Genomic DNA, 18,098 nt, shown 5'->3' on the forward strand with positions numbered 1-18,098 from the left:
AAAAAAGTATACAACTTTAGAAAAACTGTGTAAGTCCTTTTTCCATCTCCAAACTACCTTTGTCTTATAAATTTAAAAGATAAACACAATGGAAAAAAATCAATTTGGAAAAAAGGGATGGACACCAGATAAAATTAATAGCTTAAAAGGAAAAACGTATGTAATAACTGGTACCACAAGTGGTACAGGCTTTGAAGCTGCTAAAATATTATTATCAAAAGGCGCTAAAGTAGTAATGCTTAACCGTAATAATAAAAAAGCCAATAATACTATTGCCTTATTAAAGTTAGAACTTGGTAATACTATTGATGTTTCTAATATTGAAATGGATTTGGCTGAACTAGCATCTGTTAAAAAAGCAGCTTTAGAAGTCAATCAAACCATACTTCATATTGATGCATTAATCTGTAATGCTGCAATTGCGCAAGTCCCTAAACAAACCCTTACTGTTGATGGTTTTGAAAGTCAATTAGGAGTAAACCATTATGGTAATTTTTTACTACAAGGTTTACTTTTTCCTCTTATTGAAAAATCAAATGGACGTATAGTTACTGTTGGTAGTGAAGGTTATAAAATGGGAATTAAAACCATTAAATTTGATGACATGAATTGGGATAAAAACTATAATCCCAATGCGGTTTACAGTCAATGTAAACTTGCTCAAATCATGTCTGTTTATGAGTTACAAGATAGACTTAAAAATGCAGGTAAAACAAATGTAAAAGTGTATGCTTGTCATCCTGGTGCTTCTAGAACCTCTTTAATTAAAACTAGTGGTAGCTTAATGACTAGGTTTATTTGGCAATTGATGAAACTATCTCCTTTTGTACAATCTGCAGAAAAAGGAGCGTATCCAGAATTAATGTGTGCTACAGAACTTAACCTTAATCAAAAGGGGTTTTATGGACCTACAGGTAGAAATTATTGGACTGGACCTGTTGGAGAATGTAAACTAGAACCTCATGCCAAAGATAAAACTGTAATGGAAAAACTTTGGAAAGTGTCAGAACAAGCAGTAAACTTTAATTGGAATTTATAAACATATTATTATGAAACATATTAAATACCTAAGTATAGTAGTAGTCTTAATAATAGCTAGTAATGCTTTTTCTCAAACTAGAAATTGGACAGAAAAAACCTTAAAAGACGGAAAAACTACAGTAAAATATGAACTAGTAAAAGAAGATGAAGGGACTCACTTTTATTATATAGCTCAAACGACTGTAAACACGACTTTAGATAAATTAGATACTTATTTTTCTAACACCGAAAATCATAAACTATTTTTAGAAAGAACACCTATTACTAAACAAATAGAAAAAACTTCTGACAACCAATGGATAGCGTATTACTATTTTAATGCGCCTTGGCCTCTTTCCGACAGTGATTTAGTAATTAAAATCACTCGTTATAAAGCAGACAACAAACTTAAATTTATTGCAACAGCTACCACCAGCGACTATAAAACTAAGGATGTTGAAAGAATGAAAACCTATAAAGTAATCTACGAATTCGAAAAAATTGATGAATCAACAACTAAAATTACTTACAATGCAGATTACATACCAATTGGGTCCATTCCTAACTTTTTAATAAAAACATGGTTCCCAAAAGGTCCTGCTAATATTGTTATAAATTTAGGAGCTACAAGACAAAAGTAATATTTGATTAAAAATCAGTAATTTTAAATTACATCTTAAGTATTTTAAATGTAATACACCATTAAAAATGAAACACTTTAAAACACTATCCGCGTATTTAAACTATCTAGAATTGCCTAGACCAGAGCATCCTATGCTTAGCATATTTACATCCAAAGAAGATGGTTTTTTACCGTGTCCCAGAGAAAGCTCTCCTCCTATCACTACAGATTGTTATTCAATAAGTTTAAAAAAATTCGTGAAAGGAGATCTTAATTATGGACGCACTAAATACGATTTTACAAATGGAGCTTTAATTTTTATAGCGCCAAAACAAGTACTACAATGGGATAATAGTGTCGTATTTGAACAAAAAGGCTTTAGTATTAATTTGCACGAAGATTTTTTAAAAGGAACAGAATTAGCACATCAAATAAAAAAATATGGATTCTTTGCGTATTCCGCTAACGAAGCATTACACCTCTCTCCAAAAGAAGAAAGACAAATCGAAGCTTTAGTTAAAAATATTGAAATAGAATACCAAAACAATCAAGATGAATTTAGTAAAGACATCATTATCTCGCAATTAAGTACGCTTTTAAAATATGCTAATCGGTTTTACGAAAGACAGTTTTTAAACAGAAAAGAACTATGCAATAGCTTATTAGAACAATTTAACAAACAACTAATTGACTATTTTGAATCAGGACTTTTACATGAAAACGGTATACCAAGTATAGCAGAAATAGCAACTAAAATGTCAGTATCTAAACGCTATTTAAGTGATACACTTAAAATTGAAACAGGTAAAACTACAACCGAACATTTGCAGTTATATTTAATAGACCAAGCTAAGAATAGTTTATTAAAACCTAACAAAAGCATCGCTGAAGTGGCTTATGAGTTAGGCTTCGAGTATCCTCAGTATTTTTCAAGAGTATTTAAAAAGAAAGAAGGTATTAGTCCAACCAAATACCGAGAATTATATAAAACGAATTAACAGTATGGATATTTTAAAAACAGCAACAGATTGGGCAAAAGCCGAGCTTTTTTCAACACCTTTTTTTGTAGTGTTTGGACTACTATTTTTAGCAGCAAGTATCGGGTTTTGGCAATTAGGAAAAACAGATATAGCAAGAGCTTACATTATACCTACACTAGTAGCAGGACTATTATTAACAGTCATTGGATTAGGTTTGTTTTTTACAAACAAATCAAGAGTCACAGCGTTTAAAACTGCCTATAATACAAATGCTTCAACTTTTGTAAAATCAGAAATTGATCGTACAGAAAGTACTTTAAAAGAATATCAAACAGTAGTCTTTAAAGCCATTCCTGTAATTATTATTGTAGCTGCATTATTAATCCTACTTATTAGTAGTCCAACCTGGCGTGCAATTAGTGTTACTACTATTGCAATGCTAATAGTCATTTTAATAATTGATGGTTCAGCACATGCAAGAATAAAAGACTATAACAATCAATTACAGCTATACGTAAAACAACATAATATTAAATAATTTAGTTAACTATACCTTTATGTTTGGGTTTGGGTTTGGGTTTGGGTTTGGGTTTTAATATCGGTATACTACTTACTAAACAAATAGATTACGTTACCAATACCAACAATACCAGTTAAACAACCTAAAATAAAATCCATTTTAGAAGCAATATAAGTTAGTTTATGTTCAATATTTTTAGCAACAATCGCATAAATCGTGTATAAAGTAAAAGACCCAATGGTAGAACCGATTGAAAAATAAAAAGCAGTAAACACAGTGTATTCAAAGTATTTAAAACCAATTAACAACGAAATAAATGTAAAGTAAAACGGTATAGCCATCATATTTAATGAGGACATTAAAATACCGTAAAAATAGGATTTAGATTTAGGAATTTCTTTCTCACTAACTTCCTTTTTAGGAGAAAAATAAAGTCTAAAAAAATTAATAGACAATAAAAACAGAATACCTGTTCCTATTTTTTGAATTAAGGTTATGTATTCAGAATTTTTCATTAAAACATTAGCCAAATAAGCGCCTAAATTGGCTTGAAAAAACAAAACTGTAGCATAACCAGCTATTAAATAAAATGTAGATTTTTTACCGTTTTTTAAGCTATACTTTACTACCGTTAAATTTAGAAAACTAGGTGTAATACTTCCTAAGGCAGCAATACAAAAACCTAATAGTAAGCAAATAAAAAATGTCATAATTTATTAGTATTTATAAGCAAACAAAGAAACAACATGTGTGGCTTATTATTAGTAGCTATTAACATTTTTTAAGACTTAACTTAAATTTCAAAAAATAAAAAGCTTTTGTATTTTACAGTATTCACTTTAATCAAGTACAGTTTTTCCGTAATTTTGATAATTCATTTTAGCACTTTTAAATAATGAATTATTTTTTACAACGCATATCATACATTGTATTACTATCATGTATTTTTTTAAGTTGCAATACAAAAACTAACACCAATTTTCAGTTAAAAGAAGGTGATTTACTGTTTCAAAACACAGGATCAGACGACATTGATAATGCTATAAAGGACGTTACAGCAACCGCTTCTGCCAAAAATTATTCTCATGTTGGTATGGCTATGCAAAAAGACAACAAATGGTTTGTGGTGGAAGCTATACCTAAACAAGGCGTTTGCATAACACCAATAGCTAAATTTTTAGAAAGGAATAAAAATAAATTTAATAAATCGCAAACCACAGTTGCGAGGCTAGACAACTACTACAAGCCCTATATAAAAACAGCCATAAACTATGGTATTACCAGAGTTAATACACCTTATGATGATATTTTTTTATGGGATGACACATCCTATTATTGCTCAGAGTTAGTTTACAAAATGTTTTCAACTCAAAACTTACCTAAAGATTCCATTCCGTTTTTGACACACCCAATGACTTTTAACAATAGTTCTGGTCAACCAATGACTAGTTGGGTTAAATATTACAAAGCTCGCAACCAATCAATTCCAGAAGGTATTGAAGGTACAAACCCTAATTTAATGGCAAGCAGTAATCATATTACGTTTGTTCATGATTACGAAAATGACTAGAACTTAATCTACTAATTCTTATCCTCCAAAAGCGGAACAAATCTAAACTCGCCAAACTCTGTTTTCTCAAAATCCTTTGGACCTTTTCTAACAAAAAGCGTCATAGTTTGCACTTTATCTCCAACAGGAATTACTAAACGTCCTCCAATTTCTAATTGTGCTAGTAAAGGGTTAGGCACAAAAGGTGCTCCTGCAGTTACAATAATACTACTAAAAGGTGCTTCGGTTTTTAAACCTTTATAACCATCTCCAAAAATTAGTTTTTTTGCTCTATAGCCTAATTTTGGCAAAAAACGACTCGTAATTTTAAACAACTCTTGTTGCCTTTCAATGCTATATACTTTAGCACCAAGTTCGCACAGCACAGCAGTCTGATAGCCACTACCTGTGCCAATCTCTAACACTTTATCACCTCGTTTAACTTGCATTAATTCGGTTTGAAAAGCTACAGTATAAGGCTGAGAAATGGTTTGATCTGCTGCAATAGGAAATGCCTTATCCTGATACGCATGATCTAAAAAACTAGAATCCATAAACAAATGTCTTGGTATTCTGCCAATTGCAGCCAAAACTGCGGTATTAGTAATTCCTTTGTCCTTCAAAACAGCTACTAGTTGCTGTCGTAAGCCTTGATGTTTAAAAGTATCTTTCAATGGTAATGGATAGTTTAGAGCATAAAATTACTTCAAAAATATAACCCTGAAAAGGTTTTCATTCAATTTATAATTTTGTCTTAAATCCTGTATATAATTATCAAATTGATATTAAATAGTGTATAAAAAAACTTATTTTTGTTGAAAACAGAACAAACTATGCTAAAAGCTGGTGTATTAGGTGCTGGTCACCTTGGAAAAATTCATCTTAGATTATTAAATCAATCAGATAAATTCCAATTAGTAGGATTTTACGATGCTGATGCGGACAACGCTAAAAAAGTAGAAGCCGAATTTGGTTACAAATATTTTGATACCATTGAAGCCTTAATTGATGCTGTAGATGTTGTAGATATTGTAACGCCTACCCTATCGCATTACGATTGTGCTAAGCAAGCTATATCTAAAGGTAAACATATATTTATTGAAAAACCAATAACCAATACTGTGCATGAAGCCGAAAGTATTAGAGCTTTAGTTGCAGAAAATGGTGTAAAAGGTCAAGTAGGTCATGTCGAGCGTTTTAATCCTGCATTTATTGCAGTTAAAGACCAATTAGATAGTCCAATGTTTATTGAAGCGCATCGTTTAGCCGAGTTTAACCCTCGTGGTACTGATGTACCTGTGGTTTTAGACTTAATGATTCATGACATTGATGTTATTTTAAGTGTAGTTAAATCTAAAGTTAAAAATGTATCTGCAAGCGGAGTTTCAGTGATAAGTGATACACCTGATATTGCTAATGCACGTATCGAGTTTGTTAATGGTTGTGTTGCTAATTTAACTGCCAGCCGAATTTCACTTAAAAACATGCGTAAAACACGTTTTTTTCAACGTGATGCTTATATCTCTGTAGACTTTTTAGAGAAAAAATGTGAGGTTGTAAAAATGAAAGATGCACCCGAAACACCTGGTGATTTTGACATGGTTTTACAAAATGCAGAAGGTGTTAAAAAACAAATTTATTTTGACAACCCAGAAATAGCTGCAAACAACGCTATTTTAGACGAGTTAGAATCCTTTGCGGACGCCATAAACAATAATACAACTCCAATAGTGACCTTACACGATGGTACAGAAGCCTTACGTGTGGCCACTATGATTATAGATCAGTTTTAAAACCTTTTAAATTATGACCAATCAAAAAGATAAAAACAAAAAATCATTACTAAAATACATTGTAGATTTTTTTGTCAACGTGCTATTTGGTGGTAAGAAAAAAAAGTAAAACAATAATAAAAGCCCATAATTGTGGGACACAAAAACAATAAATTTTAATGAAAAACATAGCAGTTATAGGTGCAGGAACAATGGGTAACGGTATTGCACATACCTTTGCACAATCTGGATTTAAAGTACAATTAATTGATATTAGTGAAGCGTCATTAAAACGCGGAATGGATACCATCTCTAAAAATTTAGATCGCATGGTCGCTAAAGAAAAAATATCTGAAGCAGATAAAGCTGAAACTTTAAGTAATATTAGCACTTTTACTAATATTGAAGAAGGTGTTGAATATGCAAGCCTAGTTGTAGAAGCTGCAACAGAAAACTTAGATTTAAAACTAAAAATATTTAAGCAATTAGACCAAGCTTGTGGTGATGACACGATTTTAGCGACTAACACCTCTTCTATCTCAATAACACAAATTGGAGCTGTAACCTCTAGACCTGATATGGTTATTGGAATGCATTTTATGAATCCTGTGCCAATCATGAAATTAGTCGAAATTATTCGTGGTTATAATACAAGCGATGAAGTGACTAATACTATCATGGAATTATCTAAACAATTAGGTAAAATACCAACTGAAGTTAATGATTATCCTGGTTTTGTTGCTAACCGTATTTTAATGCCAATGATTAACGAGTCTATTGAGACGCTATACAATGGTGTTGCTGGTGTCCAAGAAATTGACACAGTAATGAAGTTAGGTATGGCACATCCAATGGGTCCTTTGCAACTAGCAGATTTTATTGGATTAGATGTATGTCTTTCTATTTTAAATGTCATGTACGATGGATTTAAAAACCCTAAATACGCACCATGTCCTTTATTAGTTAATATGGTTAACGCAGGAAAATTAGGTGTTAAATCTGGTGAAGGTTTTTATGATTATTCTGAAAGCAGAAAGGCAGATAAAGTATCTCAGCAATTTATATAAATAACAATAAAAGGCATATTTAGATTAACAGTTTTAACCTGCAATCTTATGCCTTTTATTGTTTTTAAAGTTTACCAACTGTCTAATCTTTCTTGATTTATTTGCAATAACAATGACTAAAATATTACCATTTAAAGCGGTTAGACCTACTAGAGATAAGGTTAGTTTAGTAGCCTCACGCTCCTATCAAAGTTATACGCAACCCGAAAGAGAAGCACGTTTAGACCATAATCCATTTTCGTTTTTACACATTGTAAATCCTGGTTACAAATACGATAAAGAAATCTCTGGAGAAGCACGTTATAAGTTAGTTAAAAACAGATATTCTGAATTTAAAGAAGATGGTGTATTTAAGCAAGATCAAAAACCTTGTTTTTACATTTACAAAATAGTAGATCGCGATTCTCAAGTATTTAATGGTATTGTTGCAGCTGCTAGCGTAGACGATTATAACAATAATATTATTAAAAAACATGAGGATACTATCGCTTCTCGCGAAACCGTTTTTAAAGACTATTTAAAAACCGTTGGTTTTAATGCAGAACCTGTACTACTAACCTATCCTGATAATGATACTATCTCTAAAATTATAACCGAAAAACAAAAAGAGCGTGCCGAGTTTGAGTTTACAACAACATACAGAGACACGCACTATTTATGGTTAATTGAAGACGACACAGACATCCAAGCTATTACAACTAATTTTAGCAAAATGCCAACGTTGTACATTGCAGATGGACATCATAGGTCTGCCTCTTCTCAATTACTTTGTGAGGATTTAAAAAACGAAAACAAAAATCATTCTGGTCAAGAAAGCTATAACTTTTTTATGAGTTATTTAATTTCGGAATCCGAATTACGCATACACGAGTTTAACCGTTTAGTAAAAGATTTAAATGGCTTAACTAAAGAAGAATTTTTAATTCAACTAGATACCGTTTATCGTATTGAAAATAGAGGATTAACACCTTACCAACCCTCAAAATCACATCACTTTAGTATGTATTTAGATGGCGAATTTTACTCGTTATACTTAAGAAAAACAGAATATACATTTGATACGTCTTTGGACGAATTGGATGCACAAGTACTTTTTAAAACTATATTACAACCTATTTTAGGAATCACAGATTTACGCAACGATAATCGCATACATTACCTTAGTGGTAAAAAAGATATTGTAAATTTAAAAAGTAAAGTGGATAGTAAAGAATTTACTGTTGGTTTTGGTATGATTCCTGCAACAATTTCTCAGATGAAGCAAATTGCAGACGACGGATTAACAATGCCACCAAAAAGTACTTATATCGAGCCTAAAATTAGAAGTGGTGTTACTATTTACGAGTTTTAAGTAAAAAAATAAAGCAAATGTCAATTAAACAAAACCTAAATCAAATACAAGCTACACTTCCTAAACATGTAACTTTAGTTGCGGTTTCTAAAACAAAACCTGTTAGTGATTTAATGGAAGCCTACAACGCTGGTCAACGCATTTTTGGAGAAAATAAAATCCAAGAAATGGCAGACAAATATCAAGAAATGCCAAAGGACATTAAATGGCATTTGATTGGTCACGTACAAACTAATAAAGTAAAGTATATGGCTGAGTTTGTAGATTTAATACATGGTGTGGAGAGCTTTAAATTACTTAAAGAAATTAATAAACAAGCTAAAAAGCACGAAAGAAGCATCGATTGTTTGCTTCAAATTAAAATAGCATCGGAAGATTCTAAATTTGGAATGTCTATACCAGACGCAACTAGCTTACTTAAATCTGAAGAATTTTCAGCTTTAACTAATATTAATGTTATTGGCGTGATGGGAATGGCTACATTTACTGAAGACCAAAATCAGATTAAACAAGAATTTGATTTACTTAAAACTACCTTTGATTCGCTTCAAAAATTGCATCCTAGTTTAAAGACAATTAGTATGGGAATGAGTGGTGATTATCAATTAGCAATAGATTGTGGTAGCACAATGGTTAGAGTGGGAAGTAGTATATTTGGTGCTAGAAATTATAATTAAAAACAAACTTTATTTACACAATAGTCGACATAGAAACCACTGGTGGTAAGTTTAATGAAGAAGGAATAACCGAAATTGCTATCTACAAATTTGATGGTCATGAGGTTGTAGACCAGTTTATAAGTTTAGTAAATCCAGAACGAGAGATTCAACCCTTTGTGGTTAATCTTACAGGTATAAATAGCAAGATGCTTAAAAATGCGCCTAAATTTTACGAGATAGCTAAGCGAATCGTTGAAATTACAGAAGACACTATTTTGGTGGCTCACAATGCGCAATTTGATTATCGTATCTTAAAAACCGAGTTTAAACGTCTTGGATTTCCTTTTAAAAGACAAACCCTTTGTACGGTTGAGTTGTCTAAAGATTTAATTCCTGATCAAAAATCTTACAGTTTAGGTAAACTAGTTAGATCATTGGGTATACCTGTAACAGATAGGCATCGTGCATCTGGAGATGCTTTAGCAACCGTTAAACTTTTTAAATTACTTCTTGCCAAGGACACCAACAAAACAATTATTAAGGAGTCTATTAAAAAAGAACCAAAATTCCAGATGGAGCCTAGGTTAATAGATATTATTGATAATTTAACCTCTGTTACTGGAGTTTACTACATGTACAAAGCAGATGGTGAGTTAATCTATATTGGAAAAAGTAAGAACATAAAAAATCGCGTTAATCAACATTTTACTGGTACTACACCAAAGTCCAAGAAAATGCAAACTCAAGTAGCAGCTGTAAAATATGAAGCTACAGGAAGTGAATTAGTGGCGCTTTTAAAAGAAAGCGAAGAGATTAAGCGTAATAAACCTATATTAAATAGAGCTTTGCGCAGAAGTATTTTTACACATGCACTATACAGTTTTATAGACGATAACGGTTATATTAATCTTACTATTGATAAAGCAGATGGTAGAAAACCTTGCATAACAACCTTTAGCACTAGACAAAGTGGACGTCATTTTTTAGAAAAAATGGTCGAACAATTTAATTTGTGTCAAAAACTATCAGGTATTTATAAAACCAAAACCAGTTGCTTCCATTACGAAGTAAAAACATGTGCAGGTGCATGCATACAACAGGAATCTCCAGAGGATTATAATAAACGTGTACAAGAATTATTAGATAAATACAGCTACAATAACAAAAACATGGTTATTATTGATCGTGGTCGAGAGGTGGATGAGCGTAGTGCCATTTTAATTCAGAATGGAATATTTAAAGGTTTTGGCTTTTATAATTTAAATTACCAAATTAATAATTTAGACATTCTAGAGTCTATCATTACTCCAATGGAGAATAATAGAGATCAACAACACATTATACAAAGTTACCTAAGAAAAAATAAACGTATAAAAATTATAGATTTATAATGAAAAAAATATTTCTTATTACGCTACTCTTTTCAAAATTTTTAGTAGCTCAAAGCCAATTTAATACTGAAAATTTAACGACGACAAGAGCTGATTTAGAATTAAATGAATTTAAGCAAGACACCACTGCAAATGCCATAGTACTTTATGAATATGGAGATGCCGAAATTCATAAAAAAACGTTCAACTTAGTTTTAGACTATAAGAAAAAAGTTAAAATTTTAAACCGTAACGGATTTGACCAAGCCAATATTGAGGTTTATTTATATAATTCTGATAGAAAATCAGAAAAAATCACAAACTTAGTTGCAACAACAACCAATATTGAAGATGGTAAAGTTACCCGAATTAACTTAGATCCTTCTCAAGTATTTGAAGAAAAGGTTAACGATAATTACACCATATTTAAGTTTGTTTTACCTAATATAAAAGAAGGATCTGTTATTACATATAGCTACACCTTTGAAAGCCCATTTTTATTCAATTTTAACTCATGGAAATTTCAAGAAGACATACCAAAGCTATACAGCGAGTACAATACTAGCATACCAGGAAACTACGATTATAATATAAAGCTTGTAGGAGAGCTTAAGTTAAGCGTCAATCAAAGTGATATAAAAAAATACTGTATCCAATTAGACAATGGTGCAAGTGCGGACTGTACAATAGGTAAGTATGTAATGAAAGACATACCTGCTTTTATAGAAGAGGATTACACGACTGCTTCTAAAAATTATATTTCTAGAATGGAATATGAATTAAAAGTAATTAAAGGCTTTGATGGCTCTGTACAAAACATTACCAAAACATGGGAAACTGCGGATGATGAACTTAAACAAAATGAAGATTTTGGAAAACAACTAAAAAAAGAAAGTCTAGTAAAAAAACTAATAGACCAAACCTTATTGGATCAAAAAAGTGATTTAGATAAAGCTAAATACATTTTTAATTATGTTAAAAATAATTATACTTGGAATGGCTATTATCGAATTTTTAAAGATGTGTCCATTAAAGATATTATTGAGCAAAAAACAGGTAATGTAGCCGAAATCAACCTACTTCTGTATAACCTTTTGAAAAGACATGATATAGTAACCTATCCTGTTTTAATTTCTACAAGAGAAAACGGATTTATCACTACACTTTATCCTGTAATTTCAGAATTTAATTATGTGATTTTAAGAGCCGAAATTGATGGAAAATCTTATTTTTTAGATGCAACAGACCCTTTATTAGTCTTTGGACAAATTCCATTTAAATGTTTAAATGAGTATGGTCGCGAAATGGATTTTGACAATGATAGTCGTTGGATAGACCTAAACACTAATATTAATTCTACAACACAACATAAAGTTAATATCACAATTAATGATGATAATACCTTTACTGGAACATTAACAACAACAAAATTAGGATATGATGCTTTGGATGCGCGTCAATTGTACAAAAAAAACAATCTTAATAATTTAAAGTACTTCAGAGAAAAATATCCTGATTTAACTTTTGAAAATAGTCAAGTAGACACAAATAAAAACGATAAAGCAATATATACCGAGACCATATCAATATCAGGTCCATTAACTGTAATTGGTGATAAAATATACTTGGACCCTTTTATATTTAAATTTTTTACAAAAAACCCTTTACAGCTTAATACAAGGACATATCCTATTGATTTTGGATATAAAAACAACCTTATTTATTACATTCAAATTGACACAAATGATAAGTATAAAATTGTTGATAAGCCTCTAGATAAAACTATTGAATTATCTAATAACTCTGGCTTACTTAATTTTTTAACTCAACCAAAAAATGGTAACATTGATTTATCTTTTAGGATTAATTTTTACAATACAATTTACCCAACTAATTACTATACTGAACTAAAATCTTTTTTTAGCAACATTGTAAATATTCAAAATAACTCGGTTATAGTTTTAGAAAAAAATATCTAATGTTTATTTAGTATTTTTACCACATGAGCCCAACAAAAGATAAAACTTATTGGAAAGATAAACTTCATGAAATTATTTATGAAGCAGACACGCCTGCTGGTAAGTTTTTTGACGTCGTTTTACTTATTTTAATTTTAGCTAGTATACTACTAGTTATGTTAGAAAGTGTAAATCACATTGATAAAAAGTACCACAACGCGTTATATGTTGGAGAGTGGATTATAACTATCTTTTTTAGTATCGAATATATTTTACGCATAATTACAGTAAAAAAGCCATTTAAATACATCTTTAGCTTTTACGGTATTTTAGATTTACTATCCACAATACCAATGTACATCTCGTTTATTTTTGCAGGATCACATGCCTTAGTTACTCTTAGAGCGTTACGCTTACTACGTGTTTTTAGAATACTTAAATTAGCAAGATATCTTGGAGCTTCAAACCAATTAAGAGACTCTATTATTGCTAGTCGTGTAAAGATATTTGTGTTTTTATTTGCTGTATTAATATCGTCCGTAATTTTTGGAACCATTATGTATTTGGTCGAAGGTGAAGATAACGGATTTACAAACATCCCAAAAAGCGTCTATTGGTGTATTGTTACATTAACTACAGTTGGTTTTGGGGATATTGCACCACAAACTGCACTTGGACAATTTATTACCACTATTATCATGATTTTAGGTTATGGTATTATAGCAGTACCTACAGGAATTGTGTCTGCAGAATATTCTAAAAGCTTAAAGAAATCTGAGGACCAACCCTCTAATCCAACAAGTAAAAAACTAAATTTAAATACACAAAGATGCTCTAATTGTCATGAAGACAATCATGACGATGATGCCAACTTTTGCAGAGTTTGTGGTAACAACCTACACTAAACAATTACTTAATTACAATAAATTTGAAACACGCTAACAAATATTTAATCTCAATTGTTGGACCAACTGCTATTGGTAAAACTGCACTTAGTATTAAGTTGGCTAATCATTTTAATACCCAAATAGTATCTGCAGATTCAAGACAGTTTTTTAAAGAAATGAGTATTGGTACTGCTGCTCCTACAGCAGAAGAATTAGCAGCTGCTAAACATTATTTTATACATAATAAATCTATAACAGAAGACTATAATGTTGGTGCTTTTGAAAAAGAAGCAATCGACTGCATAACAAACCTACACAAAACTAATGACGTTGTTATAATGGTTGGTGGTTCTGGATTATATGTTGATGCTGTCACTAACGGTTTAGATTATTTTCCTGAGGTTGATAAAAAGATAAGAGAGCAACTAAATAAACAATTAGACACGGAAGGTTTGGAAACACTTCAGCTTAAGCTGAAAACTTTAGATGAGCAATCCTATAACACCATAAAAATTGATAATCCACAACGTGTCATTCGTGCTTTAGAAATTTGTATTGGCAGTGGACAACCCTATTCTTCCTTTTTAAATAAAGCTAAAAACCAAAGACCCTTTAAAACAATTACCATAGGACTTGAGGCTGATCGTGATGTTATTTACGACAGAATTAACAAGCGAGTAGATATAATGGTTGCTAATGGGTTGATTAGAGAAGTAGAGTCCTTACTTCCCTTTAAAAATCTAAACAGCCTTAACACTGTTGGCTACAAAGAAATTTTTAATTACTTAGATACGACTTGGACATTAGATTTTGCTATTTCTGAAATTAAGAAAAACTCTAGACGGTTTGCAAAACGCCAATTAACTTGGTTTAGAAGAAAACCTGAAACCCTTTGGTTTGACTATCAAACACCATTGAGCGCTATAATTACTAAAATAGAATCTGAGATAGAATGAAGATTTTTTTAAAAAAATTAGCATTCTTTTTTATTCCTATTATACTCTATGTGATAATAGTTTTATCCTTAGATATTTTTAAAATTTTCAAAGATTATAATAACTATTATAATCAAGACATCACTACATTAAATAGAACTTACGTATCAACAAAGATTTTTCAAAAAAATAAAGACAGTGTAAATTATGATAGCTTTATTTTTGGTAGCTCAAGATCTCAAGCCTTTAAAACTCCAATCTGGAAGCACTATTTACCAGAAAAATCGGTTCCGTTTCATTATGATGCACATAGCGAAGATTTATATGGTATTTATAAAAAATTAGAATTTTTAGACGATGTAAATTCACCAATAAACCATGCTTTAATTATTATTGATAGAGCCGTATTGTCTGGCACCATAAAAAGACTAAATCACCTATACATTAACCCAGTGGAGTTTAATGATGTTTCTAAATACGAATTTTATAGCAGTTTTATTTTAGCAAATCTTAATCCACGATTTATGATGGCATACGCCGATTTTTACTGTTTTAAAACGTATAGAAATTATATGAAAAATTATGTACGTATGGACAAATATCCAGATACGTTTACACCAATTTATAATGACTCTTATTACGGATTAGCTAAAGAGATTAAAGAAGACAGTTTAGGCTATTATAATAAATTGAAACAACAAGGTGTATTTTATCAAAGACCACAAGAATCAAATATTACATTAGAAAAAACTAAAAGAGAAATAGATTTACTTAATAAAATAAAATCTATATTTAATAAACATGATACTAATTACAAAATCGTTGTTTCACCTTTGTATGATCAAATCCCTATGGAAGAAGAACAATTAGTACTACTCTATTCTATTTTTGATAAAGATAAAGTCTTTGACTTTTCAGGGAAAAATAATTTAACAGAGCCTATTAGTAATTATTTTGAAAGCAGCCATTATAAACCTAATGTTGCTAAAATTATTTTAGACTCGATTTATTAAACAAAAAAAGCCAGCATAAATGCTAGCTTTTTTAATATATATTTGATAATTAATCGTTTTGATTAACTACTAATCTAAATCCTTCTCCATGAATATTTAAAATTTCCACATTTGGATCTAACTTTAAATACTTTCTAAGTTTAGCTATATACACGTCCATACTTCTAGATGTAAAGTAATTATCATCTCTCCATATCTTAGTTAATGCTAACTCACGTGGCATTAAATCGTTTTCATGCAATGCTAACATACGTAGTAATTCGTTTTCTTTAGGAGATAACTTAACTTGTTCTCCTCCATTGTATGTTAAAAATCTAAGCTTAGAGTTTAAATCAAATCCTCCAATTTTAAATTCAAATTGTTTACTGTCCGCAACGGTATCGTTTGCTTTACGTTGCATGATAGCTTTTATCTTCATTAATAAGACTTCGCTATCAAAAGGTTTATTTAAATAGTCATCTGCACCAACTTTATAACCTTTAAGCACGTCCTCTTTCATGGCTTTAGCAGTTAAAAATACGATAGGCACTTCTGCATTTTTCTCTCTAATTTCTTTAGCTAAAGTAAATCCATCTTTATATGGCATCATGACATCTAAAATACATAAATCAAAATCACCACGTTTAAATTTTTCAAAGCCTTCCATACCATTTTTTGCATGGGTAACTTCGTAATCATTCATTGATAAATAATCTTTTAAGACTGTTCCAAAATTTGGGTCATCTTCTACTAATAATATTCTTTTTAATTGTTCATCCATAATACTACGAGATTAACGGAAGCTTTATTGTAAAAGTACTTCCTTTTTCTTTTTCACTTTCTACTGATATATGACCATGATGGTCTTCAACTATTCGTTTTACATATGCTAAGCCCAATCCATGACCTTTAACATTATGTATGTTACCTGTATGCTCTCTATAAAATTTTTCGAACACACGTTTTTGAGCTACTTTACTCATACCACTTCCGTGATCTTTTATATGCACTAATATATTATTTCCTGCCAGCTCTGTAGTGACAATAATTTTTGGTGCATCTGGAGAATACTTAATTGCATTATCCAATACGTTTACTAATACATTTGTAAAGTGTGTTTCGTTTGCTAAAACCGAAGATTTTTCGGCATCAAGATGTGTTTCAATATGTCCACCTCTATCTTCAATAATCAACTCTACGTGTGATATAGCATCTTCTACTAAGTCGTTAAGTTCCACACGTTCCTTACTAATGTTTAGTTCGTTTTTTTCAAGTTTAGATATTCTTAGTACATTTTCCACTTGCGCATGCATACGCTTATTTTCTTCTTTTATCATGCCTAAATAACGTAGGACTTTTTCTTTGTCGTCAATTATTTTAGGGTTTCTAATAGAATCTAATGCTAAATTAATAGTCGCAATTGGCGTCTTAAACTCATGCGTCATATTATTAATAAAATCTGTTTTAATTTCAGAAATTTGACGTTGTTTTATTAATTGATACAATGCACTAGAATAAGCTATGACTATAATTAAAGTAAAAACTATAGATAATATTAGCATCGTTAAAATTGATGATAAAATAAACTTTTTACGTTCTGGAAAATTAACTAATAGTCTGTAATTACTTTTATCATTTTCATTATAAAAAAATGGTACACTAAACGTAGATGCTGGATTTAACTGAAAATCTTGAGTTTTAATTTTTGTTGCTAAATCGTTGCTATATATTGCAAATTCATAACCTATATCAATATCATTTTCTAACAATTTTAATGCTAGTAACCTATTGATTTTGTCCACGTCTACACGTTTGTGTATTGGTTTTAAATAGGCTTTATCTTTATAAACAGTCTCTAAAGCAATACGTGTACTTTCATTAAGTTTACTTAATCTTGCAAGCATTGAAGATAGGTTTTTACTACCATCTATAGAGTTGTTTTCAATAATTTCGGTTTCTCTTTTTTGTAAAATACGTTTTACGTTTAAACTATCTAAACCTATGTCAAAGAGCGCTGATGATACTTTATAATTTTCTTCTAAAATACCGTTACGATAAATTACTGTTTCGTTTGTATCAGGATTATCCTCTTTAATGTAAATGTTTATAATTGCAGTTGTATCATTTACATTAATTGATCCATTGCTTAATAAATCATTAAACTTTCTTAAATAATCCTCTTTTTCTTCATTTTCTACAATGTTAGACACATAACTTAGTGCTTTTCTTACATTGAAGTTAAACTGCTTTTCAGTATTTTGAAGTGAATTATTTATATAATACGCCTGAACTAGTATGATTCCTATTAGGGAACAACTCATTAAAACGACTAACACAAAAAAAATTCTTTTGTTCATCATCCAAAATTAAGATTTTAACATTTAGCAATGTTACCATTTAACCTTACATTAACAAA

The 18,098-nt window shown here is 30.4% G+C and carries 18 protein-coding genes; 14 read left to right on the forward strand and 4 right to left on the reverse strand.

The genetic code is table 11. The annotated features are described in order from the left end of the window. Window positions 1-88: 88 nt before the first annotated feature. From JM82_RS06870 to JM82_RS06885, 4 genes are all read left to right on the forward strand, one after another. Complete coding sequence (locus JM82_RS06870) at window positions 89-1,039, forward strand: SDR family oxidoreductase (protein ID WP_145001977.1); 951 nt, start codon at window positions 89-91, stop codon at window positions 1,037-1,039. A 10-nt stretch (window positions 1,040-1,049) separates the two neighbouring features. After that, a complete protein-coding gene (locus JM82_RS06875; protein ID WP_145001978.1) occupies window positions 1,050-1,661 on the forward strand; it encodes a hypothetical protein in 612 nt (203 codons plus the stop codon). Between the two features lie 67 nt (window positions 1,662-1,728). Then, entirely contained in the window at window positions 1,729-2,640 is a 912-nt protein-coding gene (locus JM82_RS06880; protein ID WP_145001979.1) for a helix-turn-helix domain-containing protein, read from the forward strand. Window positions 2,641-2,644: 4 nt separating this feature from the next. Beyond that, a complete protein-coding gene (locus JM82_RS06885; protein WP_145001980.1) occupies window positions 2,645-3,160 on the forward strand; it encodes a hypothetical protein in 516 nt (171 codons plus the stop codon). A 68-nt stretch (window positions 3,161-3,228) separates the two neighbouring features. Here the strand turns inward: JM82_RS06885 and JM82_RS06890 are convergent, their stop codons facing one another. Continuing rightward, on the reverse strand, window positions 3,229-3,852 hold the full coding sequence (locus JM82_RS06890; protein ID WP_145001981.1) for a LysE family translocator: 624 nt from the start codon (window positions 3,850-3,852) through the stop codon (window positions 3,229-3,231). Window positions 3,853-4,037: 185 nt separating this feature from the next. Between JM82_RS06890 and JM82_RS06895 the strand changes: the two genes are divergently transcribed. Beyond that, window positions 4,038-4,712: a YiiX/YebB-like N1pC/P60 family cysteine hydrolase gene (locus JM82_RS06895; RefSeq protein ID WP_145001982.1), complete on the forward strand. Its 675-nt coding sequence runs from the start codon at window positions 4,038-4,040 to the stop codon at window positions 4,710-4,712. A gap of 11 nt (window positions 4,713-4,723) precedes the next feature. Here the strand turns inward: JM82_RS06895 and JM82_RS06900 are convergent, their stop codons facing one another. Continuing rightward, window positions 4,724-5,365, reverse strand: coding sequence for a protein-L-isoaspartate(D-aspartate) O-methyltransferase (locus JM82_RS06900; RefSeq protein WP_145001983.1), 642 nt, complete (start codon window positions 5,363-5,365; stop codon window positions 4,724-4,726). Between the two features lie 159 nt (window positions 5,366-5,524). On the opposite strand from JM82_RS06900, the gene JM82_RS06905 reads away from it, so the two are divergent. The 9 genes from JM82_RS06905 to JM82_RS06945 all read left to right on the forward strand — a co-directional run bounded on the left by JM82_RS06905 (window position 5,525) and on the right by JM82_RS06945 (window position 15,703). Continuing rightward, window positions 5,525-6,484, forward strand: coding sequence for a Gfo/Idh/MocA family protein (locus tag JM82_RS06905; RefSeq protein WP_145006658.1), 960 nt, complete (start codon window positions 5,525-5,527; stop codon window positions 6,482-6,484). Window positions 6,485-6,642: 158 nt separating this feature from the next. Next, the gene (locus JM82_RS06910; RefSeq protein WP_145001984.1) at window positions 6,643-7,530 is read left to right on the forward strand and encodes a 3-hydroxyacyl-CoA dehydrogenase family protein; all 888 of its coding nucleotides are present in this window, start codon (window positions 6,643-6,645) and stop codon (window positions 7,528-7,530) included. Between the two features lie 112 nt (window positions 7,531-7,642). Then, on the forward strand, window positions 7,643-8,881 hold the full coding sequence (locus JM82_RS06915; RefSeq protein WP_145001985.1) for a DUF1015 domain-containing protein: 1,239 nt from the start codon (window positions 7,643-7,645) through the stop codon (window positions 8,879-8,881). Window positions 8,882-8,898: 17 nt separating this feature from the next. Beyond that, window positions 8,899-9,558 carry a YggS family pyridoxal phosphate-dependent enzyme gene (locus JM82_RS06920; RefSeq protein WP_145001986.1) on the forward strand — a complete coding sequence of 220 codons (660 nt, stop codon included), beginning with the start codon at window positions 8,899-8,901 and terminating at the stop codon, window positions 9,556-9,558. Window positions 9,559-9,569: 11 nt separating this feature from the next. Then, complete coding sequence (locus tag JM82_RS06925) at window positions 9,570-10,931, forward strand: exonuclease domain-containing protein (protein WP_145001987.1); 1,362 nt, start codon at window positions 9,570-9,572, stop codon at window positions 10,929-10,931. Next, window positions 10,931-12,889 (forward strand): DUF3857 domain-containing protein, encoded by a 1,959-nt coding sequence (locus tag JM82_RS06930; RefSeq protein WP_145001988.1) that lies wholly within the window; start codon window positions 10,931-10,933, stop codon window positions 12,887-12,889. Before JM82_RS06925 ends, JM82_RS06930 begins: the two co-directional genes overlap by 1 nt. Before the next feature lie 23 nt (window positions 12,890-12,912). Next, the gene (locus tag JM82_RS06935) at window positions 12,913-13,773 is read left to right on the forward strand and encodes an ion transporter (RefSeq protein ID WP_145001989.1); all 861 of its coding nucleotides are present in this window, start codon (window positions 12,913-12,915) and stop codon (window positions 13,771-13,773) included. A 23-nt stretch (window positions 13,774-13,796) separates the two neighbouring features. Next, a complete protein-coding gene (gene miaA / locus JM82_RS06940) occupies window positions 13,797-14,711 on the forward strand; it encodes a tRNA (adenosine(37)-N6)-dimethylallyltransferase MiaA (RefSeq protein WP_145001990.1) in 915 nt (304 codons plus the stop codon). Then, window positions 14,708-15,703, forward strand: a complete 996-nt coding sequence (locus JM82_RS06945; RefSeq protein WP_145001991.1) for a hypothetical protein — start codon at window positions 14,708-14,710, stop codon at window positions 15,701-15,703. Before miaA ends, JM82_RS06945 begins: the two co-directional genes overlap by 4 nt. A gap of 49 nt (window positions 15,704-15,752) precedes the next feature. Here JM82_RS06945 and JM82_RS06950 read toward each other — a convergent pair whose 3' ends face one another. After that, entirely contained in the window at window positions 15,753-16,463 is a 711-nt protein-coding gene (locus JM82_RS06950) for a response regulator transcription factor (RefSeq protein ID WP_028281877.1), read from the reverse strand. Between the two features lie 4 nt (window positions 16,464-16,467). Then, entirely contained in the window at window positions 16,468-18,039 is a 1,572-nt protein-coding gene (locus tag JM82_RS06955) for a sensor histidine kinase (protein ID WP_145006661.1), read from the reverse strand. Between the last annotated feature and the right edge of the window lie 59 nt (window positions 18,040-18,098).

Source organism: Olleya sp. Hel_I_94, assembly GCF_007827365.1.
Classification (GTDB): Bacteria; Bacteroidota; Bacteroidia; order Flavobacteriales; family Flavobacteriaceae; genus Olleya.